The sequence below is a fragment of the Kineococcus sp. NBC_00420 genome (genome assembly GCF_036021035.1).
GTDB lineage: Bacteria > Actinomycetota > Actinomycetes > Actinomycetales > Kineococcaceae > Kineococcus.
The window spans coordinates 1909323-1934740 of the sequence record NZ_CP107930.1 but is presented as its reverse complement, the minus strand read 5'-3'; the positions used below and the strand labels follow the sequence as shown (position 1 = coordinate 1934740).

Genomic DNA, 25418 nt, shown 5'->3' with positions numbered 1-25418 from the left:
GACCGTCTCCACCCGGGTTCCACCCCGGATCGGTTCGGCGGTGGACGACGTGGGGCGCCCCACCGGGCGAACCTCGAGGTGTTGCAGGAAACACCGAAGAACACCCCACGGAAGGCCGGACCATGTCTCTCACCACCGCCCTCGTCATCGCCCTCGTCATGATCGTCTCGACGCTCCTCTTCGACCGCGGCGTCCGCCCGGTGGACCGGAGGCGGGTGCTGCGCCCCCTGCTCGTGGGCGTCCCGATCACCCTGTTCTTCACGGCACACCTCGTCACCGGTGGCACCGGACTCGCCGTCGAGGCGGCCGGCGCGGTCCTCGGTCTCCTCGTGGGGACCGGCGCTGCACTGCTCGCCCGGGTCGGCCGGGACGAGACGACCGGGCAGGCCGTCACCCGCGCCGGTACCGCCTACTTCGCCTTCTGGATCGCCGCCTGCGCCGCCCGCTTCGCCTTCAGCTACGGCGCGCAGCACTGGTTCGGGCAGGACATGGGCACCTGGCTCTACGGGCACGGTGTCGCGCTGGACGACATCACCGCCGTCATCACCAACGGGATCGTCTTCTCGGTGCTGGGGATGCTCCTCGGCCGTGCCGCCGGGATGCTGGTCCGCGCCGGCACCGTCACCCGCGAGGCCACGGTGCTCGGTTCCCGCACCCCCGCGCTCTGATCCGCCCGACCCCTCCCCGGAGGGGCGGGCGGGGTGGTGGGCAGCCGTCTGGGATCGTTGCCGGATGCCGAGCCGCGAGGTCCCCTGGCGTTCGCTCGCGGCGATCTACGCCCCGGCTGCGTTGTTCAGCACCAGTCAGGGGGCCGTCCTCCCCGTCCTGCCCCTCACCGCCCGCGACCTCGGCGCCTCCGTCGCGGTGTCGGCCTTCCTCGTCGCGCTCCTCGGGGTCGGACAGGTCGCGGGGGCGCTGCCGGCCGGGGCGTTGGTCGCCCGGTCCGGGGAACGGACCGCGATGCTGCTGGCCGCTCTCGTCTCCGCCGCCGCGCTCACCGGGGCGGTGTTCGCCCCCGGTGAGGCTGTGCTCGCGCTCTGCGTCCTCGCCCTCGGGTTGGCCGCCGCCGTCTGGAGCCTCGCCCGGCAGTCCTTCCTGACCGCGGCCGCGCCCGTCCACCTGCGGGCGCGGGCGTTGTCGACGCTCGGCGGGGTGGGCCGGATCGGGACCTTCGTCGGACCGTTCCTCGGCGCCGGTGGGAGCGCGCTGTTCGGGCTCCGGGGTTCCTACGTCGTCGCCGGCATCGCCGTCCTGCTGGCCGCCGGAGTCGTCCTGCTGCTGCCGGACCCGGAACTCCAGGATTCCCAGCACGGACCGGCCCCGACGCTGCGCGAGGTCCTGCGTTCCCACGCGAGGGTCCTCGCCACCCTCGGCGTCGCGGCGCTCGCCGTCCAGGCCGTGCGCCAGTCGCGCCAGACCGTGCTGCCCCTGTGGTGCGACCACATCGGCCTCGACGCCACCACGACCAGCCTCGTCGCGGGAGTGTCCGGTGCCGTCGACATGCTGCTCTTCTACCCGGCGGGTTCGGTGATGGACCGCTTCGGCCGGGCGGCCGTGGGAGTTCCCTCGATGCTCGTCCTCGCGCTCGGGCACGTGCTGCTCCCGTTCACGCACACCGCCTGGACGGTGGCCCTGGTCGGGGTGGTCCTCGGCTTCGGCAACGGCATGGGCGCCGGGTTGGTGATGACGCTGGGCGCCGACGCGGCCCCTCCGGGGGGACGGGCCGTGTTCCTCGGGGCCTGGCGACTGGTGACCGACGCGGGTGCCGCCTCCGGCCCGTTGCTGGTGGGGGTCCTGGCCGGTGCGGGGAGCCTCGTCGTGGCGACCGGAGGCGTTGCGGTGCTGGCGGTCGGGGCCGCCGCCGGGTTGTTCAGGTTCGTGCCGCGACACCGACCCGGGCCGTGAGTTCCCCGGTCGTGGCGAGTCGCCGCCGAACCCCGGTCCGGGTGGGTCGGCCACCACCCGGGGGTTGCGGCGTCAGCGGATCCCGACGGAGCGGAGGTGCCGGGCGAGCTCGCCGGCGTGCCGGGTGAGGATCTCCGCGACCCGCTCGATCTCCTCCTCCGTCGCGATCTCGGCGGGCAGGCTGCAGCTGATCGCGTCGGTCGCGGGGATGCGGTACTCGACGCGGACCCCGACGCAGACCGTCCCGGGCAGGTTCTGCCCCCGTTCCACGGCCCAACCGCGACCGCGGACGGCGGCGAGTTCCTCGTCGAGCGCGGCCCGGCTCGACACCGTGTCCGGGGTGAGCGGGGGCAGGACGTCACCGGGGAGCAGGGCGTCGAGTTCCGCGGCGCTCCGTTCGGCGAGCAGCGCCTTGCCCAGCGACGTCGCGTAGGCGGGCAGGAAACGGCCCACCCGGGAGTGTCCGCGGTGGGCGTCGGCGGCCTCGCGGGTCGCGAGGTACACGACGCTGCCCCCCTCGAGACGCGCGATGTGGGTCGTGCACCGGCTCTCGTCCCGGACGGCCTCGATGGCGGCGATGGCCGGTGGCAGCGCCGGGTCGCGGTCCAGGTAGGCGGTGCCGGTCAGCAGGGCCTGCGCGCCGATCCCGTACCCGCCCGTCCCCGTCGCGCCCCCCGTGGGCGTCTCGATCCAGTCGAGGTCGACGAGCGTCCGCAGCAGCGCGTGCAGGCTGGAGCGCGGGTAGCCCGTGCGTTCCTGCAGCTGCGCGACGGTCAGCACGTACGGCGGTTCGGCGAGGGCCTGCAGGATCCGGACCGTCCGCTCGGCGGACTTCACCGGCCCGCGCCCTGCGTCGGACTCCTGCTGTTCGGCCTCGGTGTCCTGCGTCGTCACCGGTCCCACCTCCAGACCGCGAGTCTAGAGGGGTGGCAGCCGGCGGTCCGGGAGGACCGCCGGCTGCTCGGCGTTCACCAGCGTGGACGGGGACCAGGTACGGGGCGGACGGTGGGGCCGGGTTCGCGTGACCGGTGGACAGGTGTCACCCCGGGAGTTCCACCGCGTCGGACGTGACCGCCCCGCTCGCCCCTCCAGACGCCCGACCCCACCGCACGACGTGTCTACCCCACATCGTGATCACGGCAAACCTCAGCGCTCGGCGCGGAGCTTCCCCACCAGTTCGTCGAGGACGCGGACGGAGTCGGTGTGCGGGACCTGGCAGGTCCCCGCCGCCAGGTGACCGCCGCCCCCGTACTCCAGGCACACGGCGCCGACGTCGACGGGGGAGGTGCGGTCGACGATCGACTTGCCGATCGCGAAGACGGTGTTCATCTTCGCCTTGCCCCACAGCACGTGCATCGAGACCCGCGCCTGCGGGTACATCGCGTAGACGAAGAACCGGTTCCCGGCGTGGATCGTCTCCTCCTCGCGCAGGTCCAGGACGGCGACGTCGCCGTGCAGGGTCGTGACGCGTTCCAGCTGGGCCTCGAACAGCTCGGCCTGGGCGTGGAACAGCTCGACCCGCTCCGCGACGTCGGGCAGCGCGAGGATCTCCTCGACGTCCTGGTACTCGATGCAGATGTCGATGAGCTGCATCATCAACTGGTAGTTGGAGATCCGGAAGTCGCGGAAACGGCCCAGACCGGTGCGCGAGTCCATGAGGAAGTTCAGCAGGGTCCAGCCGGTCGGCTGGAGGATCTCCTCGACGGAGTACTGCGCCGAGTCGGCCTGGTCGACGGCGCGCATCAACTCGTCCGAGATCTTCGGGAAGCGGTCCGCGCCGCCATAGTGGTCGAAGACCACCCGGGCCGCCGACGGTGCGTCCGCGTCGATGACGTGGTTGGCGCGTTCGCCGTTGCGCAGCGTCTCGGAGTGGTGGTGGTCGAACACCAGGTGCGCGCGCGGGTCGTAGGGCAGGTTCGTGAGGATGTCCCGGCTCGAGATCTCGACGACCCCGTCCTGCACGTCCTTGGGGTGCACGAAGGTGATCTCGTCGACGAGGTCGAGCTGGCGCAGCAGGACGGCGCAGACCAGCCCGTCGAAGTCGCTGCGGGTCACGAGGCGGAAGGTGTCGCTCACGGTTCAGTGATCGGCTGCCCCGGGGCCGGGCTTGACCCCTCGTCGGGACGGATCGCGGACCGCCCGGCCACCCACCGGCGGCTTGACGGTCCGGGAGGGCTCGCCCACACTGCCGGAGCCCTGTCGTGAATCGTGTCAACGAGTCCGGTCACCGTCGACCGCTCCTCCGGAGGAACCCGCGTGAGTGAACGAGCCTGCTTCCTGCTGCACCTGCGGCCGGAGACGTTGCCGGAGTACCTGGAGGTCCACCGCGAGGTGTGGCCGGAGGTGCTCGAGGCGTTGACCCGGACCGGATGGCGCAACTACTCCCTCTTCCTCCGCGAGGCCGACGGCCTGGTCGTGGGGTACTGCGAGACCGACGACTTCGCGGCGACGACGGCGGCGATGGACCGCGAGGACGTGTCGGCCCGCTGGGAGCAGGCGATGGGGAGGTACTTCCAGCCCAGCGCCGCGGCCACCGGGGAGGACCGGCCCCGGGAGCGGCTCGTGGAGTACTTCCACCTGGACTGACCCGCGGAGGACGAGGAGCGCGCCACGCCCGCGGTCCTGTGCCGAGCGCCGGCCGCGGAGGTGACATCCTGCCCGGATGGCGACGGTCAAGGAGGTCGCCCGGCGCGCCGGGGTGTCGCTGGGGACGGTGAGCAACGTCCTCAACCGACCCGAGGTCGTCTCCGAGGGACTCCGCACCCGGGTCCTCGACGCGATCGCCGAACTCGGCTTCGTCCGCAACGAGTCCGCCCGCCAGCTGCGGGCCGGGGTCAGCCGGACGATCGCGATGGTCGTGCTCGACGTCGCCAACCCCTTCTTCACCGACGTCATCGCCGGCGCCGAGGAGCTCGCCGAACGGCACGACTCGCTGGTCGTCATGTGCAACAGCGCGAACTCCGCCGACCGGGAGGCGCGTCACCTGCGCCGCCTCGACCAGCAGCGGGTGCTCGGGGTGCTGCTGACCCCCGTCCACGACGCACCGAGCGCAGCTCTCTCGGAGGTCCGTGACCACGGCACGCCCGTCGTGCTCGTCGACCGGGGGGCCGCCAGCTCGGGACAGTCCTCGGTGGCCGTCGACGACGTCCTCGGCGGGCGGCTCGCGGGGGAGCACCTCGTCGGTGCGGGGCACCGCCACATCGCCTACGTGGGGGTCGCGACACCGCTGCGCCAGGTCGAGGAACGACTGCGCGGGGTGCGGGAGGCCGTCGGTGCGGCGGGGACCGTCGAGGTCGTCAACGCCACGGGGCTCTCGGTCCGGGCGGGTTCGCAGGCCGCCGCGCAGATCCTCGCCTCCCCGCCCGGGGAACGGGCCACCGCCGTGTTCTGCACCAACGACCTGATGGCCCTCGGGGTCCTCAACGAGTGCGTGCGGCGGGGAGTCCGGGTTCCCGACGAACTCGCCCTCGTGGGCTACGACGACATCGGTTTCGCGGCGACCGCCAGCGTTCCGCTGACCTCGGTGCGCCAACCCCGGGAACTCCTCGGGCGCACGGCCGTGGAACTGCTGCTGGCCCAGGTGGAAGGTCGGCCGGCCCAGCAGATCGTCTTCGAGCCGGAACTCGTCGTGCGGCGCTCGACGGCTCGACGCGTCACCCCCTGAGTTCCTCCCCCTGATCTCCCCGGTTCCCACTGCGACCGTCCGTGCGGCAGGGTTGGGGCGTGCGCATCGCCCTGGCTCAGATCTCCAGCTCCGCCGATCCCGCCGCGAACCTCGAACTGGTCCGCGAGGAGGTGGCGGCCGCCGCGTCGGCCGGCGCCCGGTTGCTCGTCCTCCCGGAGGCGACGATGTGCCGGTTCGGGGTTCCGCTGGCGCCGGTGGCCCAGCCCGCCGACGGACCGTGGGCGAGCGCGTTGACGGAGCTCGCCGACGCGGCCGGCCTCACCGTCGTCGCGGGTGGTTTCACCCCCGGTTCGCGGGGGCGGGTGCGCAACACCCTCTTCGCCCGGGGCGGCGGGGTCCACGCCGACTACGACAAGGTCCACCTCTACGACGCGTTCGGCTTCGCCGAGTCCGACAGCGTCGAACCGGGGGCGGAACCCGTCCTGCTCGACGTCGACGGGGTCGGCGTCGGGCTGACCACCTGCTACGACCTGCGCTTCCCGGGGTTGTTCACGCACCTCGCCGGGTCCGGGGCCCGGATCGTCGTGGTCTCGGCCTCCTGGGGGGCCGGGCCCGGCAAGGTCGAGCAGTGGCGACTGCTCGCCCGCGCCCGGGCGCTCGACTCGACCTCCTTCGTGGTGGCCTGCGGGCAGGCGCTGGCCACCGAGGACCACGGTGGGGCGCCGACCGGCGTGGGGCACAGCCTCGTCGTCGCCCCGGACGGTGAGCTCCTCGCCGAGCTGGGGGAGGAACCGGGTCGCCTCGTCGTCGACCTCGATCCGGCGCTCGCCGACGACGTCCGCGCGGTCCTCCCGGTCCTGCTCAACCGACGGTTCTGACCGCTCGGCCCGGACGGCGGGCCAGGACGGCGAGGCCGACGGCGATCACCGGCAGGGCGGCGACGGGTGCGGTGAACCGGTGTGCGGGGACCTTGTCCACCGTTCGGGAAACCGCTTACCATCCGCAACGGCAGCGTGGCCGGAGATCGCGTGCTCCGCCTCGCTGCGCCTGGTCCGAGTCCGCGCTCCACCCCGGAGGTCCCGTGCCCGTCGTCGCCCCCACCCGTCGCAGCCTCCTCGCCGTCGGCCTCGCCGCGCCCGTCGCCCTGCTCGCACCGGCCCGCGCCACCCAGGCCGCGCCGGCAGCGTCCCCGTCCGCGTTCGTCGACAGCTACCGCACCAACGTCCCGGAGAACACGACCGCCGCCACGAACGCGGCGGTGCGGATCCTCTCCGACCTGGGCCGGTACTGGGGGACGGGCCCGACGTGGGACACCGGCCGGGTCCTCGACCCCGCGGTGCTGCGCCGCAACGTCCGCTACTGCGTCCGCACCACGGCCTCGCGCACCGCCGAGCAGGCGGCGGAGGCCTTCGTCGCCGACCGGCAGGACCAGAGCTACGCCCTCATCGCGGCCCTCGGTCCACTGGCCGAGTCGTACCTGGCCGGCAGCCTCGCGGTCACGAGCATCACCGCCGCGCCGGCGACCACCCCGCCCACGAAGGTCGAGGACGAGGTCCCCGAGGGTGCTCCGGCAGGAGCGGCGACCGGGGCCGGCTCGCCCGACTCCGACCTCGGCGACGTCGTCCGGCTCGTCCGGACCGTCCGCGGGCCGTTCGCCTCGGGCAACCCCAGCAAGAACGCCCTGCAGTACCCGCGGCCGTGGCGGCTGGCCCCCGACAGCACCGTGCGGCCCACGGGCCGCACCGACGCCCTCGGCTACCCCGTGTACCGCTCGGACGTGGCCGTCGTGCCGACGCTCCTGCGGCAGCGCTCGAGCACCCCCGAGACCGACGGCGGTTTCCCCAGCGGGCACACGAACGCCTTCCACCTCGCCGCCCTCGCCTTCGCCCACGCCGTGCCGGAGCGCTACCAGGCGCTCGTCGCCCGGGCGGTCGAGCGCTCGCACCTGCGGATCGTCGCGGGCATGCACTCACCGCTGGACGTGCTCGGTGGGCGGGTGCTCGCCACCGCCCTGGCCGCCGCGACCCTGGCCGATCCCGCGAACGCGGCGCTGAAGCGGGCGGCCCGTGCGAGCGCGCTGGCCCACTTCGAGGACGCCACCGGCCGGGACGCGACCGGGCTGGTGGAGTTCGCCGTCTCCGACCGCGACGCCGTGCGCGCCCAGGTGCTGGACCACCTGACCCTCGGCTTCCCGCGCACCGGTCGCCACCGCGCGATGGTCGTGCCGAAGGGCGCCGAGCTGCTCCTGGAGACCCGCCACCCGTACCTGGACGCCGCCCAGCGCCGTGAGGTGCTGCGCACGACCGCACTGCCCGCGGGCTACCCCGTCCTGGACGGCCCGGAACTCTGGGGACGGTTGAACCTCTTCGACGCCGCCGACGGCTACGGCCGCTTCGACACGACCGTCGACGTGGTGCTCGACGCCGCGGCCGGCGGGTTCTGCGCCACCGACGCGTGGCGCAACGACGTCGACGGTGCGGGTGGGCTCGTCAAGCGCGGGTCCGGCCGCCTGGCCCTCACGGGCCGCAACACCTTCCGCGGCGGTGTGCGCGTCGAGGCGGGCACGCTGCTCGCGGGGTCCGCGACGGCCCTGGGGTGCGGCGACGTCGACCTGCGCGGGGGCACGCTGACGCTCACGACCGACCTGCGACTGGCCGGCGACCTCACGCAGGCGGCCGGCGCCGTCCTGCACGTGCCGGTCGGGGGCCACCGGGCTCCGCTGACGGTCTCCGGGACGGCGACGCTCGCGCCCGGCAGCCGCCTCGAGGTCGACCTGGGCGAGGACTGCCGGGTGGGAGAGGTCCGGCCCGTGCTGGCCGCCCGTTCGGTGCGCGGCGGGTTCGGTGCGGTGTCGGTGCTCGGGGGCGGCCGGGCGGAACTGGTGGCGACCCGCCAGGGCGTCGGCGTCCGGCGGCTCGCGGGCTGAGCTCCCGCGCTGCGGCGGGCGCTGGGGGAGGCCGGCTGGATCCGTGCCGCGATCGTCGTGGGCGGCTCCAGAACCGCTCGAGCAGGCGTTCACCGCCATCAGGCCACCCCCACATCTGGGGCGGAAAGGGTTCGGCGCCCCCAGGTGTTGTGGATGAGTGTGTGGACGTCATGGGGACGGAGGTGTGGACGCCTGTGGAGGACACGCCGACGCAGATCGACACGCCGCTCACGCTGCGTGCATCTCTACTGACGACGCGTGCCCGCCAGACGGGTGGCGCAGGGGTAGAACCGCAGGTCAGAGGCTTGCGACGGTCGGTGGCCGTCCGCTCCGGCCGATGGGGTGAATAACATCCTTGTCACACACCATCTTGTGGTGGTTTGCCATCCGGCCCCCTAGGGGTAGTGTCTGAGAGACCCCAGCAGCACGGGACGCGTCGTCCAGCCGACACGGATTCCACGCTCCACCTGGTGCCGATCAGCTGGACCCGCACGACACCACCCGAGGGAAGGACCACCCCGATGACCACCACCGTCTACAGCACGCCGTCCTGCGTGCAGTGCAAGGCCACCTACCGCGCGCTCGACCGCAAGGGCATCGCCTACGAGGTCGTCGACGTGACGCAGGACGCCGATGCGCTGGCGCTGGTGCGCTCCCTCGGGTACGTCCAGGCGCCCGTCGTCGTGGCCGGCGAGGACCACTGGTCGGGCTTCCGTCCCGACCGCATCGACGCTCTGGCTCGCGCCACCGCCTCGGTCTGAGCACGTCCGGAGGAACGGCCGTGAAGCCCGGCGTCGTCTACTTCTCGAGCGTCTCAGGCAACACGCACCGCTTCGTCGACAAGCTCCAGCTGGAGCGGCCGGCCCTGCGGATCCCGCTGCACTCGCGTGACGAACCCCTCGTCGTCACCGACCCCTACGTCCTCATCCTCCCCACCTACGGTGGCGGCGGTGGGGTGGGAGCGGTCCCCAAGCAGGTCATCCGCTTCCTCAACGACCCCGTGAACCGTGGCCTCGTCCGAGGCGTGATCGGCGCGGGCAACACCAACTTCGGGGAGCACTACGCCGCTGCCGGTGACGTCGTCGCCGTCAAGTGCAAGGTGCCCCACCTGTACCGCTTCGAACTCTTCGGGACTCCCGACGACGTGCGCCGTGTGCGCGACGGATTGGACTCGCTGTGACCCTCACCTCCGACGCCCCCGAGCTGGAGACCGTTCCCGCTCCCACCTCCCCCGGGTACCACACGCTCAACGCGATGCTGAACCTCTGGGACGAGGACGGGAAGATCCAGTTCGAGGCCGACGTCGAGGCGGCGCGGCAGTACTTCCTGCAGCACGTCAACCCGCGCACCCGGAAGTTCCCGACCTTCGAGGCGCGTCTCGCGCACATGGTCGACAACGGCTACTACGAGCAGCACGTGCTCGACCAGTACTCCCCGGAGTTCGTGCGGTCGCTGACCGACCACGCGCACGCCGCGAAGTTCCGGTTCGCCACCTTCCTCGGGGCCTTCAAGTACTACACGAGCTACGCGCTCAAGAGCTTCGACGGCAAGGAGTACCTCGAGAACTTCGAGGACCGCGCCGTCATGACCGCCCTCACCCTCGCCGTCGGTGACGAGGCGCTGGCCACCGCGATCGTCGACGAGGTCATCGCGGGCCGCTTCCAGCCCGCCACCCCGACGTTCCTCAACGCTGGCAAGTCCTCCCGCGGCGAGCTCGTCTCGTGCTTCCTGCTGCGCATCGAGGACGACATGGAGTCGATCGGCCGCAGCATCAACTCCGCCCTGCAGCTGTCCAAGCGCGGGGGTGGCGTCGCCCTGCTGCTGAGCAACATCCGCGAGTACGGCGCGCCGATCAAGCGCATCGAGAACCAGTCCTCCGGGGTCATCCCCGTGATGAAGCTCCTCGAGGACTCCTTCTCCTACGCCAACCAGCTCGGTGCGCGTCAGGGCGCGGGTGCGGTGTACCTCTCCGCGCACCACCCGGACATCCTGCGGTTCCTCGACACCAAGCGCGAGAACGCCGACGAGAAGATCCGCATCAAGACCCTGAGCCTCGGGGTCGTCGTCCCGGACATCACGTTCGAGCTCGCGAAGAACAACGAGCCGATGCACCTGTTCTCGCCGTACGACGTGGAGCGCGTGTACGGCAAGCCCTTCGGTGACGTCCCCGTCAGCGAGAACTACCGCGAGATGGTCGCCGACGACCGCATCCGCAAGACGCAGATCAACGCCCGCGAGTTCTTCCAGACCCTCGCGGAACTGCAGTTCGAGTCGGGCTACCCCTACATCGTGTTCGAGGACACGGTGAACAAGGCCAACCCGATCGCCGGCCGCATCAACATGTCGAACCTCTGCTCCGAGATCCTCCAGGTCAACACACCCAGCACGCTGGCCGAGGACCTGACCTACGCCGAGATCGGCAAGGACATCTCCTGCAACCTGGGCTCGCTGAACATCGCCCTAGCCATGGACGGCGGGAACCTCGGCCGCTCGGTCGAGACGGCCGTCCGTGCGCTGACCGCCGTGTCGATCGCCAGCGACATCCAGTCGGTGCCCTCGATCGCGTACGGCAACTCGAAGTCGCACGCCATCGGCCTCGGCCAGATGAACCTGCACGGCTACCTCGCCCGCGAGCGCGTCCACTACGGCAGCGAGGAGGGCCTGGACTTCACCAACGTGTACTTCGCGGCGGTGCTGTTCCACGCCCTGCGCGCCAGCAACCGGATCGCCATCGAACGCGGCGAGACCTTCGAGGGCTTCGAGAACTCGAAGTACGCCGACGGCACCTTCTTCGACACGTACCTCGAGACCGACTTCCTGCCGGCCACCGAGCGCGTCGCGGAGCTGTTCTCCCGGGCGGGCATCGCGCTGCCGACCCGGGCGGAGTGGGCCGAGCTGAAGGCCTCCGTCGTCGAGCACGGCATCTTCAACCAGAACCTCCAGGCCGTGCCGCCGACGGGTTCGATCAGCTACATCAACAACTCGACCTCCTCGATCCACCCGATCGCCTCCAAGATCGAGATCCGCAAGGAGGGCAAGCTCGGCCGCGTGTACTACCCGGCGCCGTTCATGACGAACGACAACCTGGAGTACTACGCCGACGCCTACGAGATCGGCCCCGAGAAGATCATCGACACCTACGCCGCGGCGACGCAGCACGTCGACCAGGGTCTGTCCCTGACGCTGTTCTTCAAGGACACCGCCAGCACCCGTGACATCAACCGTGCTCAGATCTACGCGTGGCGCAAGGGCATCAAGACGATCTACTACATCCGGATCCGGCAGATGGCCCTCGAGGGCACCGAGGTCGAGGGCTGCGTCAGCTGCATGCTCTGAGCAGCTGCAGCCGCGAGAAGAGGGAACGATGGAAAAGCTGAAGCTCGTCGACCGCGTCAACGCGATCAACTGGAACCGCCTCCAGGACGACAAGGACCTGGAGATCTGGAACCGCCTCACGAGCAACTTCTGGTTGCCGGAGAAGGTCCCGTTGTCCAACGACGTCCAGTCGTGGCAGAACCTCAGCCCCGAGGAGCGCACGCTGACGCTGCGCGTCTTCACCGGTCTGACCCTGCTGGACACGATCCAGGGCACCGTCGGGGCGGTCTCGCTGATCCCCGACTCCCTCACCCCGCACGAGGAAGCCGTCTACACGAACATCTCGTTCATGGAGTCGGTCCACGCGCGCAGCTACTCCTCGATCTTCTCGACGCTGGCCACCACCCGCGAGATCGACGAGGCGTTCGGCTGGTCCGAGGACAACGAGGCGTTGCAGCGCAAGGCCTCCATCGTCATGGAGTACTACCGCGGTGAGGACCCGCTGAAGCGGAAGGTCGCCTCCACCCTGCTGGAGTCCTTCCTCTTCTACTCGGGCTTCTTCCTGCCGATGCACTTCTCGTCCCGCGCGCAGCTGACCAACACCGCCGACCTCATCCGGTTGATCATCCGGGACGAGGCCGTGCACGGGTACTACATCGGCTACAAGTTCCAGTGCGGTCTGGAACTCGTCGACCAGGCCAGGCGGGACGAGATCAAGGACTACGCCTTCGAGCTGCTCTACGAGCTCTACGACAACGAGTGCAAGTACACCGCCGACCTCTACGACGGTGTCGGCCTCACCGAGGACGTCAAGACGTTCCTGCACTACAACGCCAACAAGGCGCTGATGAACCTCGGCTACGAGGGGATGTTCCCCTCCGACATGACGAAGGTCGACCCGTCGATCCTCTCGGCCCTGTCGCCCAACGCCGACGAGAACCACGACTTCTTCTCGGGTTCCGGTTCCAGCTACGTCATCGGCAAGGCCGTCGCCACCGAGGACGCCGACTGGGAGTTCTGACCTCCTCACACCCCTGACCCCGCGGTGGTCGAGCACTCGACGTGCTCGACCACCGCGGGGTTCGTCATTGGGCGGTGCGGGCGACGGTGGCCGCGTCCAGCTGCAGCGCAGCCGAACTGAGCAGTCGCGCCGGTGCCGGGTCGGCGGGGCGGCGCAGGTGGAAGTCCGAGACCGCCTGGTGCGCGGCGGCGACCTGCAGCAACCGGTCCTCCTCGTAGGGCTGGCCGCCGAGGATGACGCCGACCGGGGCGAGCGGCCCGCTGTCGTAGGCCGGAGCCTCGCCGATCGGGAACGCGATCTCGGGCAGGCCGAGGATGTCGAAGGGCACCGGTGAGGTCTGCAGCACCACGTCGCACTGCGTGAACAACCCCGAGAACAGTTCCTGCAACAGCCACGTCTTGGCGCGCTGCCCGGTGATCCACTCGTCCCCGGAGAGCAGCAGGCCCTGCAGCCAGGACAGCGAACTCACCCCGAACAGCGACAGGTCCTGGCGCAGCCAGTGCCGGAACGGCTCGGTGCGCTCGGAGAGCCGGATCGCGTTGAAGGCTCCCGTGAGCAGTTCCCAGTCGGTCGGGTACGTGACGTCCACGAGGGTGACTCCGGGGACGGCCGCGAGGCGGTCGAGGAAGCTCTGGCGGGCGGCGGCGACCTCCGGGGTGAGGTCGGTGAAGAAGTCGCCCGGAACCCCGATCCGGGTGGCCCGGCGCAGCTCGACCCCCCTGGCGCCGTAGACGGGCGTCGCCGCCGTGACGAGGTCGGGGACCTTCGGCAACCCCAGCGTCCGCGGGTCCAGCGGGTCCGGGCCGGCCAGCACCGACAGCACGATCGCCGCGTCCATGGCGTCCCGGGCCAGCGGGCCGGAGTGGTCGCGGGTGAAGGACAACGGGATGATCCCGTGGATCGAGGTGCGGCCCATCGTCGGTTTGAGACCCGTGAGGTTCTGCTGGCGCGACGGTTCGGTGATGCTCCCGCCGGTCTGGGTCCCGATGGAACTCGTCGCCAGCCGGCCCGCCACCGAGGTCGCGGGTCCGGTCGAGGAACCGCCCGGGTCCACGGTGACGTCCTCGGGGGTCCAGGCGTTGACCGTCGTGACGACTCCGGCGGGGGTCGTCGCGCGGGTCGTGGCGAGCGGGCCCATCTGTCCCTTGCCGAGGACGATCCCGCCGGCCGCGGTCAGTCGGGACACCGCCGTCGCGTCGGTGTCGGGGACGAAGTCGGCGAAGATCCGGGAGTTCGCGGTGGTCCGCACGCCGGCGGTCCAGTAGTTGTCCTTGATGCACAGCGGGATCCCGGACAACGCCCGGCGCACGTCGCCCCGGGCGTCCACCTCGGCGGCCTTCGTCAGTGCGCTGTCGGCGGTCACGGTGTTGAACGCCTGGTAGGTGCCGTCGAACCGGTTGATCCGGTCGAGGTGGGTCTGGACGAGTTCGGTCGCGGACAGGGTGCCGGCCCGCAGCATCGTCAGGGCTTCGGCGATGGTCGCCTCGGTGGGGTCGTCCACGGCGGCCGCGCGCAACGTCACGTCGGGCGCGGCCTGGGCGGTGGGGGACACCGCGGCAGCGGCTGCGAACGTGGCCCCGCCGGAGGCGGCGAGGAACGTCCGGCGGTTCAGGGCGCGGCTCACGCGGCACCCCCTTCCGACCCGGGGGCCCAGGCCGTCGCGATCGAGGGGTAGAGCAGTGGCGCGGCGGCCTGCTGCGCGGCCTCGGGGGAGGCGACGGGCGGTTCCCAGGCGTTGAGCTGCGGCACGGTCTGGACGAGGAACGCGCGCAGCGACTCCAGGGCCGCGGCGCGGGTCGGGACCCCGGTCGCCGGGTCGGCGACCTCGGGGAGTTGCGCCAGGTCGACACCGGCCAGGGCGAGCCGGGTGGTGATGAGGGTGTCGAGAGCTTCTTCGCTCAGAGTTGCCAGGTCGATCACGAGGTTCCTCCGCATCAGGATGGGTCACCTGTGACTGTGGTGACTCCTGAGGCGGGGGGAAAGACCTCCCGTGTTACCTGCCGGTTACGTCTGTGCGTCGGAGGGGGTGGCGTTGTCCTCGTCGGAGTGCTCGACCCGGCTGCCGGCGGTGCGCATGTGCGTCCGCATCGCCGCTTCCGCGCGGTGCGCGTCGTGGGCCGCGACGGCCTCGTAGACGGCGCGGTGCTCCACGCAGGCGGTCTCGGCCTGTTCCCGGCGGCGCAGCCCGCGGTCCACCCACAGCCGCAGCAGGCTGCGCGTCGTCTGCAGGAGATCGCCCAGGACGTCGTTGCCGGAGGAGCGGGCGATGGTGACGTGGAACAGCGCGTCGGCCTCCACGAAGGCCGGGAGGTCGTCGAGGTTCGCCTCCATCTGCCCCAGCGAGGTGCGCAGGGTCTCGACGCCGCCGTCGTCGATGCGCTCCGCGGCGAGCGCCGCCGCGTGCACCTCGAGGGCGCTGCGCACCTCGGAGAGCTGCGAGGTGTGCTTGGCCGAGAGCATGAGTCCCCAGCTCAGCGTGGTCGGCAGGAGTTCGGACATGCTGTCGCGCAGGTAGGTCCCCGAGCCCGGACGCACGGTGACGATGCCGAGGACGTCGAGAGCGGCCAGCGCCTCGCGGACGGCGGAGCGGCCGACGCCGAGTTCCTCGGCGAGCTGGCGCTCGGGGGGCAGACGGGAACCGGGGGCGAACTGACCGGAGGACAGCAGACCCGTCAGCTGGCGGACGACCTCCGACACGGCGCTGCCGCGGGGGACGGCCTTGAGTTCCATCTGCACGAGCGCAGGGTCGTCTCTGCGGTAGGCCGGCACGCCGTCAAGGTACCCGACAGTGGGGAGGGGCACCGGTCAACCGGTTGACACACAGACGGGTGCCGCGCACGATGCGGAGCCGGACCGGTCCGCGACGCAGTGGTCGGAGTCAGGGGAGACGCGTGAGCGAGCGACTGCAGGGCAAGACCATCCTCGTCACCGGGGCCGCCTCCGGCATCGGCCGGGCGGTGGCCGAGGGGTTCGTCGCCGAGGGGGCGCGGGTCGCCTTCACCGACCGCGACGGTGCCGGCGCCGCCGAGGCGGCGCGCGCGGCGGGTGGCGGATCGTTCGGCCTCACCCTCGACATCGCCGACGAGAGTTCCGTCGAGGCCGCGTTCGCCGCGGTGCTCGAACGCGGGTCCACCCTCGACGTCGTCGTGGCCAACGCCGGGGTGCAGTTGTTCGGCCAGGACGCCCCGATCGCCGACCTCGACCTGGCCGTCTGGGAACGCACGGTGGCCGTGAACCTCACGGGAACCTTCCTGACCGTGAAGCACGCCGTGCGCGCGATGCTGGCGACCGGTGGGTCCATCGTCCTCACCGGTTCCCCGACGGGCTTGAACGGCGAGGGCCGGGACTTCACCGCCTACTCCAGCACCAAGGCCGGGATCCACGGCCTGGCCCGGACCGTGGCCGCCGCCTACGCCGACCGCGGGATCCGGGTGAACACCGTCGTCCCCGGGTACACCGAGACACCCCTGGTGACCTCGATCTCCGGCGACGCCGGGTCCCGGGCCGCCATCGTCGCCCGGACCCCGCTGGGTCGCCCCGGCCGCCCCGCCGACGTCGTCGGCATCATGGTCTACCTGGCCAGCGACGAGTCCTCCTTCGCCACCGGCAGCCTGTTCCGGGTCGACGGGGGGATGACGACGTTGTGAACTCCCTCGACCTCGGCGGGATCTGGCGCGACGAGGAACCCGGACCCCGCCGGGTCGACCTGGGGCCGTGGTCGCTGGAACTGCGCCGGGGCGGGTCGTTGTCGAACCTGACCTTCTCCGGGGTCCCGGTGCTGCGGGCCGTCCGCGGGGTCCTGCGCGACCGCGACTGGCGGACCGCGCCGGCCACCGTCCTCGACGTCACCACGCGCGACGGGGAACTCCGGTTCCAGGGCCCGTTCCACGACGAGGGGGGTGAGGACGTCGTCGACGCGACGTGGGAGATCGGCGCCCGCGCCGACGCCGGGACGCCCCTGCGGGTTCGGCACCCGGACGGCGCGTGGACGGCGTCGGAGTTCCCGGTCGCCATCGCCCCGCACCAGCCGGCCCGCGACGTCGCGGAACTGCGGTGGAGCCGCCCCGGGGTCGACGTCGCGGTCGAGTTCCGTGGCGACGTGTTCGAGTTGGAGGACCAGCGCAACTGGAGCGACGCGTCGTTCAAGACGTACAGCACCCCGTTGTCCGAACCGTTCCCCGTGCGGCTGGAACCGGGGGCGGTCGTGCGCCAGCAGGTCGTGGTCCGCTGCGCACCCAACGCCCTCCCGGCGCCCGTCCCCGCCCGGCCCACCCACGTCGACCTGGTGGTCACCGACGAACCGTTGCCGCAGTGGGGGACCACGTCGGACTTCGAGGGTTTCGCCGGGCCGCTGCTCGTCGAACTGGTCACCGCGGACCCGGAGTGGCCCGGGGTGCTGGAACGCGCCCGGCGCTGCGCACGCCCCCTCGACGTCCGCATCGTCACCGACGATCCGGCCGAGGTCGGGGCCGTGGTGAACGCGACGCACGGCGTCGAGGTGCTCCGGTTCGGCGTTCACTCGCGCACGACGCACGTCAGCACCCCGGAACTCTGGGCCGCCCTGCGCGCGGCCTGCGCGGGGCTCACCGCCGACCTCGTCGCCGGCGCCCGGTCGCACTTCACCGAACTGAACCGGACGGTGGAGGTGGTGCCCGCGGACGCCGCCGGGGTGGTCTTCGCCAGCACGCCGCAGATGCACGACACCGGTCGCGATCAGGTCCTCGAGGCCCTCACCGTCCAGGAGCTCACCGCCCGGCAGGCGGTGGCGATCCCCCTCGTGGCTCGAAGGGTTTCGCGGCCTGGGTGGTCGCGAGCGCCGCCGCCTTCGCCGTTCCCGGGGTCGCGAGCGTCAGCTTCGGCGACGTCGACGGCTCCACGGCCGCCGGCGTGCGGCTGCTGGCCGGGCTCGACGGGTCGCGGCGGTTGCGGCTCGCGCCGGGATGCGTTCTGCCGCAGGGGGTCCACCTGATCGGCGGTGCTGGGGCGGGCGGTAGCGCGGTCCTGGTCGTCGACCTCGCCGACGACGTCCGGGTCGTCGATCTCGCCGGAACGGACCTCGTCCTCGCACCCGGTGAGGTCCGCCGCCACGTGGGCTGACCGGCCGCGGTGCGAGAACTGGAGGTGAGGGTAGGCTAGCCTTGACGGGTGCACCGTCGATCCGTCCTCGCCGCGCTGGCTGCTTCCGGCGCCCTCACCACCCTCGCCGCCTGCGGAGGCGGTGACGACTCCACCACCCCGGGGTCGGCGTCCTCGCAGACCACCTCCTCCGCCGGTGACGGCGCCTTCCCCGTCACCATCCAGCACAAGCTGGGTTCCACGACGATCGAAGCGGCCCCCACCAAGGTCGTCACCGTCGGCTACAACGAGGAGGACTTCGTCCTCGCCCTCGGCGTCATCCCCGTGGGGGCCCGCACCCCGCTGGGCAGCTACGACGCCTCGAAGCGCCCGTGGGCCGTGGACCTGCTCCCGGCCGGCGGGATCACCTCGGTCGGGCAGGCGGAGCTGAACTTCGAGACGATCGCCTCGCTCGAACCCGACCTCATCATCGGGGCCTACGCCTACCTCGAGCAGGCCGACTACGACAAGCTCTCCCAGATCGCTCCGACCATCGGCGACCTCGTCCCCGCGGGGCAGGCCGCGAACTCGACGGCGGCCGCGAGCTGGCAGGAGGAGCTCGCCGCCATCGGGAAGGCGCTGGGCAAGGCCGACGAGGCGAGTTCACTGACCGACGAGGTCGAGGGCCACTTCCAGACCGCCGCCGACGCGCACCCCGAGTTCACGGGCAAGACCGTCAGCGTGCTGCTCTTCAACGAGGGCTACTACCCCCTCGACTCCACCGACCCCCGCGGGAACTTCTTCCTGCAGTTCGGTTTCGACGAGAACACCGCCGTGGACCCGAAGGGCCTCAGCGAGGAACAGGTCGGGTTGCTGGACACCGACGTGCTCGTGGTCCTCGGGCGCAGCGCGGCGGAGTTCGCGAGCAACCCGGCCGCCGCCGCCCTGGCCGTCGTGACGCAGGGCCGCACCGTCTACGTGCCGACCTTCGACAGCGACTTCGCCGGCGCGCTGGGCAGTTCCAGCCCGCTCTCGTTGCCGTACGCGATCGAGCAGGCCGTCCCGGCGCTCGCCGCTGCGGCCGACGGCGACCCCGGCACGGTTCCCGGCACGCTCTGAGCGTCGGCGGGGTCAGAACGAACCCTGCACCCCGCCGAGCACCACCATCGAGAGGACGAACGCCCAGCCGCCCCGCAGCCGCCGGGAACTCGTGCGTTCCGTGGGGCGGCCCGGTAGCGGCCCGCTGAGCAGCAGGAACGCGGTCACGCCGAAGGGCAGGGAGAACAACCAGAACCACGCCCAGCGGGTCGCGCGCCAGGGCGGGGCGGCGTTGACCAGGACCACCAGCCCGCCGAAGCCCTGCACCAGGGTGAGGACGCCGACCCAGGTGGGGACCCCGAGACCCAGGACGTCCCACGTGGGCCCGGAGCCCCAGGGGACGGTCTCGACCGGGACGCTGCGGTCCCAGGACGCCACGAGCACCCTGACGTCCGGCGCGGTGCTCGTCCCGCCGAGGACCTGGCGGTTCTCGGTGCGGTGGCGCTGCCGGCCTTCGCGCCAGGAGACCTGCTGGGTGGCCTCACCGCTGGTCGCCTCCGGCGGTAGCCCGCCGGAGACCTGCACGCTCGACACCCGGCCCGCGAGCACCGCTCCTTCGAGGTCGGCGACGGTGGACTCCCGCACTCCCAGCAGCAGGGCCCCGAGCACGGTCACGGCGGTGAGCACCAGCAACGCCGCCCGGACCGCGGCCCAGCCCCGCCACGTCGCCCGGGTCGGGGGCAGGAACTCCGTCGGGGCACTGATCACGACGCGAAGCTACCGTTCCGCGTTCGCCCGCAGACCCCGATCGAGGAACTCGATGAGCCAGTCGAAGCTCTCGTCGACGTCGGTGGCCATCTGGAAACCGTCGGAGGCCTCCAGGGTGGCGAACCCGTGCAGCACGCTGCGCAGCATCCGCAGGGCGTGGACCTCGTCGGCGGGGTCGAGGCGGTAGCCGTGCAGCACGGCGGAGAGGGACGCGAGGGTCCGCAGCGAGGCGGCGACGAACGGGTCGTCCGATCCGCTCGCGCGGACGCCGACGGTCGCCGCGTAGCGGCCGGGGTGGGCCTTCACGTAGCGCCGCAGCGCCTGCGCCGCACCGGCCAGCGCCTCGCCCCCGGCGCGGCCCTGGGTGGCGTCGCGCAGCGCGTCGCCGACCTCGGTGGCGGCCAGGACCGCGATGCGGTGGGTGAGGTCGGCGAGGCCGTCGACGTGCTTGTAGAGCGAGGGGGTCTTCACGCCGAGCCGTTCGGCGAGGCCCCCCATGCTGAGCTGGGCGATGCCGATCTCGTCCGCGAGCGCGGCGCCGGCCTCGGTGACGGTGGCGGGGTCCAGTCCGGCTCTAGGCACGGGCGGCGTCCTGGGGGAGGGACCGGGCGAGGAAGGGCAGGACGAGGGCGAGTAGTGCGTCGGGGGTCTGGGTGTGCGGGTAGTGCCCGGCACCGTCGATGACGGCGAGTTCGCCGAGACCGGCGGGCAGGTCGGCGACGATGCGTTCCCCCTCGGCGCGGGGGTCGGCCCAGTCGGGGTCGAGACCACCCTCGACGACGAGGACGGGGCAGCGGACGTTGGCCAGCTGGGCGCCGGCGTCGACGGGGGAGGTCTTCGTCATGCCGCGCAGGGCGGCCATCCGCTCGGGCCGGGCGAGGGTGTCCTGGATGCGGGCACGTTCGGTGTCCCAGTCGGCGGGCTTGGTGGGGAAGGCCAGGTCGAGGTAGGCCAGCCAGCCCTTGAGGCTGCCGGTGGTCATGACCTTGCCGAGCTGGAGCGCCCCGCTGCGGTGGTTCTTGTTGCGCAGCAGGCCGACGAGGTCGACGGACTGCTTGCGGGTGAAGGGGGCGAGCTCGACCACGGCGGAGATCGCGTCGGGTGCGGTGGCGGCGGCGATGGTCGCGGCGCCGCCGCTGATCGACTGGCCGACGATCACGGCGGGGCCGCCGAGGTGGCGGACGAGGGCGACGAGGTCGCCGGCGATGTCGGTGCGGCTGTAGCTCGCCCAGGTCGGGCTGGAGTCTCCGCAGCCGCGGAGGTCGACGTTGGCGACGCGGTAGCCGGCGGCGACCAGGGCCGGGGCGACGAAGCGGTAGGAGTGCCGGCTGTCGCCCATCCCGTGGGCGAGGACGACGAGCGGTCCCGTGCCGGTCAGGTCGTAGGCGAGGGTGCCCTCGTCGGTGGTGAGGTGCTGGAGCATGTCGTCCTCCGGGCTAGTGGCTAATTGCGTTAGCTAAAAGCTAAGGCCATTAGCCGTAGTTGTCAACTAGCCTGCGGACGTGACCTCAGCGGACGAGTTCGGCTACCTCTTCGTCCACCACGTCGAGGACCCCGACGGGCACGGCGAGCAGGTGTTCTTCTCCCTCAGTGACGGCGACGACCCGAGGTTCTGGCGCCGGCTCAACGGGGGAGCGCCTGTCCTGCGGCCGACGCTGGGCACCGGCGGCATCCGCGACCCCTTCCTCGTGCGGGGGGACGGGGAGTTCTTCGTCCTCGCCACCGACCTGCGGATCTACGGCGGCGACGACCGCGGTTGGGACGCCTGGACGCGCCACGGTGCGCGCAGCATCGTGGTGTGGCGCTCCGTCGACCTGCTCACCTGGTCGGACCCGTGGCTGCTCGAGGTCGCCCCGCCCGAGGCCGGGATGGCCTGGGCCCCGGAGGCGAGCTTCGACCCCGGCAGCGGGGAGTTCACCCTCGTCTGGTCCTCGGCCCTCTACGACCCCGCCGACGTCGAGCACGCGGGCGACAGCTACAGCCGCGTCCTCACCGCCAGGACGCGGGACTTCCGCAGCGTCGAGGGGGTGGAGGTCCTCATCGACCGCGGGGTCGCGGTCATCGACACCACCGTCCACCGGTTCCCCGGTGCCGTGCTCCGGGTGTCCAAGGACGACTCCCGGCTGCCGGGTTCGCGCAAGCTCTTCGCCGAGGTCGACACCGGTGACGGTTTCCGCGTCGTGGCCGAGCGGATCGCCGACGACCTCTACGCCGACGTCGAGGCCCCCGTGCTGGTGCACGACGCGCGGCGCGACCGGTGGTTCCTCTTCGTCGACCAGTTCTCGGTGCGCCCGCAGGGCTACCTGGTCCTCACCAGCGACGACCCGCTCCGGGGCGGGTGGTACCCGTTGCCGCCCGGGGAGTTCCACGTCCCCGCGAACACCAAGCACGGCGGGATCCTCCCGCTGCGGGCGGGGGAGTTCGAGCGCGTCGAGGCCCGGTTCGGCGCTCAGCGGCCCTGAACCGGTGCACCCCCGACGTGGTCGCCCAGGACGTCGCGGACGCTGGTCCACGCGTGGGGGCCGTAGCGGTCGTTGTCGACGTGGCGCAGCTGCGCGTGACCGCTGAACATGCTGGCGAAGTACTGCATGCCCTGCCAGGCCGGGAAGGTCTCGTCGGGGTCGCGGGACAGTGATCTGGCGACCTTGCTCATGGCTGAGAGGGTTCCCGTCGTACCGGCCCACTGCAGCCGGAAGGGGGTTCCTGTCAGTTCCGTCATCGTCCGGGCGACGTCCCGGGCGCAGACCCGCGAACCCGCGACCTCGAGGACGCGCGGGGTGTCCGGGTCCAGGACGGCGAGCGCGGTGAAGCGGGCGACGTCGTCCTTCGTCGTGAAGTCGAGCACCTGGTCGGGCGAGGACCAGAACAGGACCCGACGGCGGCCGAAGAGGATCATCGGCGCCTCACCCGTGAGCAGGTCGGTGAACATCCCGTTGAGGATCGACGTCGCGCGGACCGGTGCGGCGTCGACGTCGGCGGCGAACTCCCGCCGGAGTTCGAAGTTGCGGTTGCTGCCCGGGGCGATGCTGCGGTAGTCCGCGGAGTAGTCCGAGGGGACGAACCGCGCGACGCCGGCGGCGACCGTGGCCGCGAGCAGGGCGCGCTGGGCGTCCACGATCACGGGACGGGTGCCGCTGACCGCGGAGACGACCACGTCGACCCCCGTCGCGGCCGCGGTCAGAGCGGCGTGGTCGGAGTAGTCGGCGACGACCACCTCGACGCGGGGTTCGGCACCGAACGACGTGGTGGCCGTCGTGCTGCCGGGGCGGGTCAGGACCCGCAGCCGGAGGTCGTGCCGCAGGAGTTCGCGGACGATGCGGTGGCCGAGGTCGCCGGTGGCGCCGGCGACGAGGACGGTGGTGGTCACGGGGTTCGTCTCACTTCTTCTCGGGAGCAGTGGTCGGTCGACGTGATCGACCGGGGACGGCCAGGGGGACGTCGGGAACGGCCGGCGTGCCGGGCGCGACGTCGACGGCCGTGAGGGCGACCCGGGCCAGGAGGTGTCGCAGCCGGGTCCGTTCGGCCTCGCTCAGGTGCCGCATCAGGTCCGCCTCCGCCGCGCGCAGGGCGGTGCGGGCCGCGGCGAGCGCTGTCCGACCCGCCGGTGTCGGGTGCACCTGGCGGACGCGCCGGTCGGCGGGGTCCGGGCGTCGTTCGACGAGCGCTGCCGCTTCGAGCGCGTCGACGACGTAGGTCATCTGCGTCTTGTCGATGCCGAGACGGTGGGCCAGCGCGAGCTGCGAGGAGGGTTCCTCGGTGGTGATCGCCACGAGCACCTGGTACCCCCGGGGCCCGGCCGGCAGGTCGGCGACCGCGGTCGTCCCGGCGCGCGAGAAACCCTGCTGCACCGCGGCCAGCCCCCAGCCCAGTTCGGTCTCGATCCCGCCGGCGTCCCAGTCGATCTCGGGCAGGGGATCTACCGCTCGCAGAGAACTCGTCACCCCAGGACTGTACGTCGTACAGAACGTCATGTCCAAGGATCATCTTTCATGGAGATGATTAAGTCTGCGAGCGCACGGGAGACCACGCCACGACCGACGCCACGGCCGTCGTCCCCTTCACCCTCGACGTCGCCCAGGCCGACCTCGACGACCTGCAGCGTCGCCTCGTGAACACCCGGTGGCCCCGGCTGGGGGCAGTTCACGACCCGAGTCGACGGCCCAGGCCTTCGCGGGCCGGGAACGCCTTCCACCTCGTGATCCCCAGCCTGCCCGGGTTCGGCTTCTCCGGGAAACCCACCACGACCGGCTGGACCCTCGGCCGGACCGCGAAGGCCTGGACCGTCCTGATGCAGCGTCTCGGGTACCCGAGGTGGTTCGCCCAGGGAGGCGACCTCGGCGCCTCGGTCACCGCCGAACTCGCCGCCCTCGAGGCCACCGCCACCATCGGCCTCGCCGGCGTCCACCTCACCACGGCCCTGTTCACACCCACCGACGAGGAGGTCCGGGCGACGACCCCCGAGGAACGGACGATGCTGGAGGGGTCCGGCTACCACTGGCGGGTGCTGTCGGCGTACTCGCAGGAGGTGTCGACCCGACCCCGGACCATCGGGTACTCCCTGACCGACTCCCCGGACTGGCGTCCTGGATCGACGCGATGTTCCAGGACGTCGGAGTTCCCGCTCGAGGACCCCCTGACCGTCCCGGTCGGGCTCAGCGTCATGCCGGGCGAGTACGTCCGGCGGTCCCGGCGGCGGGCGAACGTCGCTACCCGAACCTCGTCCACTTCGGTGAGGTCGCCCGCGGTGGCCACTTCGCACTGCTGGAACAGCCGGAACTCCTCGTCGAGGAGATCCGGACGACGTTCCGTCACCTCTGACGGTCCGACCCACTCCTCGGCGTGAGGTGGATCCCGCCCAACGTGCAGCGGACGGAACCCCCGGCGAGTTCCAGGGTGGGGACGGGGACGGGCAGCAACCGCACGTGGTTCTCCACGACCGCGCGGACCCGGTCCGGGAGAGCCCGTTCGGCGCGTTCGGAGAGGGCGAGCAGGCGTTGCGAACCCTGGAGTTCCAGGCAGTTCCCGGCGAAGTTCCGGATCGCCTCCCGGGGCAGGTCGACGACCTCGCGGCCGGAACCCTCGAGGGCGGCGACCAGCCGGCGGCGCTGGCCCGCGTCGGTGAGGAGCCCGGTACCGACGAGCGCGACGTCCGTGCCGACGGACATCAGCACGTTCGTGTGGTAGACGGGAACCCCGTCGTCCTCGGCGTCGACGACCACGGGCTCGAACTCCAGTTCCCGGCAGAAACGCTGCAGGAGAGCCGGGTCGGTGCGGCGGGAACGGCACACGAACGCGGTGCGCGAACGGTGGTCCAGGACCATCGCGCCCGTCCCCTCCAGGGCCGTCCCGGGGGTGACCCCCGCGCCCAGGTCGAGGGTCCGGGTGACGACGTAGTCACGGGCGAGGAGTTCCAGGACGTCGGCGCGACGTTCTCCCCGTCGGTTCTCGGCGTGCATCGGGTAGACCACGACCGTGCCGTCGGGGTGGGTGGAGAACCAGTTGTTGCAGAAGACGCTGTCCGGGGTGGTGTGCCCGGTGTCCTCGACGAGGTGCACCCGGACCCCGTGCGCCTCCAGGGTGGCCGCCAGGGTGGTGACCTCGGCGTGGGCCGGGCCCGCGGTGTCCCCTCCCCGCGCGGGCCGCTGGAAGCTGTTGTCCGCGACCGTCTCCGGGTTCGGACGGAAGTGGTGCGGCCGCACCAGCACCACCGCGGCCGGGGCCTGGGCGGTCCCGGTGGACGTGGGCGTGTCGAGGGTGGCGGTCAC

Annotated in this window: 25 protein-coding genes and 1 pseudogene; 15 read left to right on the top strand and 11 right to left on the bottom strand. The window is 72.0% G+C overall.

The features are described from left to right. Positions 1-122: 122 nt before the first annotated feature. On the top strand, positions 123-668 hold the full coding sequence (locus tag OG218_RS09420; RefSeq protein ID WP_328292955.1) for a hypothetical protein: 546 nt from the start codon (positions 123-125) through the stop codon (positions 666-668). A gap of 64 nt (positions 669-732) precedes the next feature. Beyond that, the gene (locus tag OG218_RS09415; RefSeq protein ID WP_328292954.1) at positions 733-1905 is read left to right on the top strand and encodes an MFS transporter; all 1173 of its coding nucleotides are present in this window, start codon (positions 733-735) and stop codon (positions 1903-1905) included. Between the two features lie 72 nt (positions 1906-1977). On the opposite strand, the gene OG218_RS09410 is transcribed toward OG218_RS09415, so the two are convergent. Together OG218_RS09410 and OG218_RS09405 are read right to left on the bottom strand one after the other, a co-directional pair. Continuing rightward, positions 1978-2799, bottom strand: a complete 822-nt coding sequence (locus OG218_RS09410; RefSeq protein WP_328292953.1) for an IclR family transcriptional regulator — start codon at positions 2797-2799, stop codon at positions 1978-1980. 252 nt (positions 2800-3051) lie between these two features. Next, on the bottom strand, positions 3052-3981 hold the full coding sequence (locus OG218_RS09405) for an exopolyphosphatase (RefSeq protein WP_328292952.1): 930 nt from the start codon (positions 3979-3981) through the stop codon (positions 3052-3054). 180 nt (positions 3982-4161) lie between these two features. Here OG218_RS09405 and OG218_RS09400 point away from each other — a divergent pair, with 180 nt between their 5' ends. The 8 genes from OG218_RS09400 (at position 4162) to nrdF (ending at position 12792) form a co-directional block, all read left to right on the top strand. Further along, positions 4162-4491, top strand: coding sequence for an L-rhamnose mutarotase (locus tag OG218_RS09400; protein ID WP_328292951.1), 330 nt, complete (start codon positions 4162-4164; stop codon positions 4489-4491). Between the two features lie 76 nt (positions 4492-4567). Continuing rightward, on the top strand, positions 4568-5569 hold the full coding sequence (locus OG218_RS09395; RefSeq protein ID WP_328292950.1) for a LacI family DNA-binding transcriptional regulator: 1002 nt from the start codon (positions 4568-4570) through the stop codon (positions 5567-5569). Positions 5570-5628: 59 nt separating this feature from the next. Beyond that, a complete protein-coding gene (locus tag OG218_RS09390; RefSeq protein ID WP_328292949.1) occupies positions 5629-6408 on the top strand; it encodes a carbon-nitrogen hydrolase family protein in 780 nt (259 codons plus the stop codon). A gap of 203 nt (positions 6409-6611) precedes the next feature. Next, complete coding sequence (locus tag OG218_RS09385) at positions 6612-8456, top strand: phosphatase PAP2 family protein (RefSeq protein WP_328292948.1); 1845 nt, start codon at positions 6612-6614, stop codon at positions 8454-8456. A 521-nt stretch (positions 8457-8977) separates the two neighbouring features. Next, positions 8978-9217: a glutaredoxin-like protein NrdH gene (nrdH, locus tag OG218_RS09380; protein WP_328292947.1), complete on the top strand. Its 240-nt coding sequence runs from the start codon at positions 8978-8980 to the stop codon at positions 9215-9217. A 20-nt stretch (positions 9218-9237) separates the two neighbouring features. Continuing rightward, positions 9238-9636 carry a class Ib ribonucleoside-diphosphate reductase assembly flavoprotein NrdI gene (gene nrdI, locus OG218_RS09375; RefSeq protein WP_328292946.1) on the top strand — a complete coding sequence of 133 codons (399 nt, stop codon included), beginning with the start codon at positions 9238-9240 and terminating at the stop codon, positions 9634-9636. Beyond that, a complete protein-coding gene (gene nrdE, locus OG218_RS09370) occupies positions 9633-11792 on the top strand; it encodes a class 1b ribonucleoside-diphosphate reductase subunit alpha (RefSeq protein WP_328292945.1) in 2160 nt (719 codons plus the stop codon). Before nrdI ends, nrdE begins: the two co-directional genes overlap by 4 nt. Positions 11793-11820: 28 nt before the next feature. Continuing rightward, positions 11821-12792 carry a class 1b ribonucleoside-diphosphate reductase subunit beta gene (gene nrdF, locus OG218_RS09365; RefSeq protein WP_328292944.1) on the top strand — a complete coding sequence of 324 codons (972 nt, stop codon included), beginning with the start codon at positions 11821-11823 and terminating at the stop codon, positions 12790-12792. A gap of 64 nt (positions 12793-12856) precedes the next feature. Here the strand turns inward: nrdF and OG218_RS09360 are convergent, their stop codons facing one another. From OG218_RS09360 to OG218_RS09350, 3 genes are all read right to left on the bottom strand, one after another. Beyond that, on the bottom strand, positions 12857-14416 hold the full coding sequence (locus OG218_RS09360) for an amidase (protein ID WP_328292943.1): 1560 nt from the start codon (positions 14414-14416) through the stop codon (positions 12857-12859). Beyond that, on the bottom strand, positions 14413-14712 hold the full coding sequence (locus OG218_RS09355; protein WP_328292942.1) for a hypothetical protein: 300 nt from the start codon (positions 14710-14712) through the stop codon (positions 14413-14415). Before OG218_RS09355 ends, OG218_RS09360 begins: the two co-directional genes overlap by 4 nt. A gap of 84 nt (positions 14713-14796) precedes the next feature. Next, entirely contained in the window at positions 14797-15522 is a 726-nt protein-coding gene (locus tag OG218_RS09350) for a FadR/GntR family transcriptional regulator (protein ID WP_328296228.1), read from the bottom strand. A 161-nt stretch (positions 15523-15683) separates the two neighbouring features. Here OG218_RS09350 and OG218_RS09345 point away from each other — a divergent pair, with 161 nt between their 5' ends. The 3 genes from OG218_RS09345 (at position 15684) to OG218_RS09335 (ending at position 18966) form a co-directional block, all read left to right on the top strand. After that, a complete protein-coding gene (locus OG218_RS09345; protein ID WP_328292941.1) occupies positions 15684-16439 on the top strand; it encodes an SDR family NAD(P)-dependent oxidoreductase in 756 nt (251 codons plus the stop codon). Beyond that, on the top strand, positions 16436-17761 hold the full coding sequence (locus tag OG218_RS09340; RefSeq protein ID WP_328292940.1) for a hypothetical protein: 1326 nt from the start codon (positions 16436-16438) through the stop codon (positions 17759-17761). Before OG218_RS09345 ends, OG218_RS09340 begins: the two co-directional genes overlap by 4 nt. Positions 17762-17937: 176 nt before the next feature. Next, entirely contained in the window at positions 17938-18966 is a 1029-nt protein-coding gene (locus OG218_RS09335; protein WP_328292939.1) for an ABC transporter substrate-binding protein, read from the top strand. 12 nt (positions 18967-18978) lie between these two features. Here OG218_RS09335 and OG218_RS09330 read toward each other — a convergent pair whose 3' ends face one another. Genes OG218_RS09330 through OG218_RS09320 form a run of 3 tightly spaced genes read right to left on the bottom strand, consistent with a single transcriptional unit; the run spans position 18979 to position 21076 of the window. Further along, entirely contained in the window at positions 18979-19653 is a 675-nt protein-coding gene (locus OG218_RS09330) for a hypothetical protein (RefSeq protein WP_328292938.1), read from the bottom strand. Positions 19654-19662: 9 nt separating this feature from the next. Next, entirely contained in the window at positions 19663-20235 is a 573-nt protein-coding gene (locus OG218_RS09325) for a TetR/AcrR family transcriptional regulator (protein ID WP_328292937.1), read from the bottom strand. Then, on the bottom strand, positions 20228-21076 hold the full coding sequence (locus tag OG218_RS09320; protein WP_328292936.1) for an alpha/beta fold hydrolase: 849 nt from the start codon (positions 21074-21076) through the stop codon (positions 20228-20230). Before OG218_RS09320 ends, OG218_RS09325 begins: the two co-directional genes overlap by 8 nt. A gap of 79 nt (positions 21077-21155) precedes the next feature. On the opposite strand from OG218_RS09320, the gene OG218_RS09315 reads away from it, so the two are divergent. Continuing rightward, entirely contained in the window at positions 21156-22115 is a 960-nt protein-coding gene (locus OG218_RS09315; protein WP_328292935.1) for a glycoside hydrolase family 43 protein, read from the top strand. Here the strand turns inward: OG218_RS09315 and OG218_RS09310 are convergent. After that, positions 22103-23020 (bottom strand): NmrA family NAD(P)-binding protein, encoded by a 918-nt coding sequence (locus tag OG218_RS09310; protein WP_328292934.1) that lies wholly within the window; start codon positions 23018-23020, stop codon positions 22103-22105. The two genes, OG218_RS09315 and OG218_RS09310, sit on opposite strands and share 13 nt — an antisense overlap. Before the next feature lie 10 nt (positions 23021-23030). Further along, complete coding sequence (locus OG218_RS09305; RefSeq protein WP_328292933.1) at positions 23031-23594, bottom strand: MarR family winged helix-turn-helix transcriptional regulator; 564 nt, start codon at positions 23592-23594, stop codon at positions 23031-23033. Positions 23595-23746: 152 nt separating this feature from the next. Here OG218_RS09305 and OG218_RS09300 point away from each other — a divergent pair. After that, a pseudogene (locus OG218_RS09300) lies at positions 23747-24471 on the top strand (alpha/beta fold hydrolase). Here the strand turns inward: OG218_RS09300 and OG218_RS09295 are convergent. Next, positions 24462-25418, bottom strand: a complete 957-nt coding sequence (locus tag OG218_RS09295) for an arginine deiminase-related protein (RefSeq protein WP_328292931.1) — start codon at positions 25416-25418, stop codon at positions 24462-24464. The pseudogene OG218_RS09300 and the gene OG218_RS09295 overlap by 10 nt on opposite strands.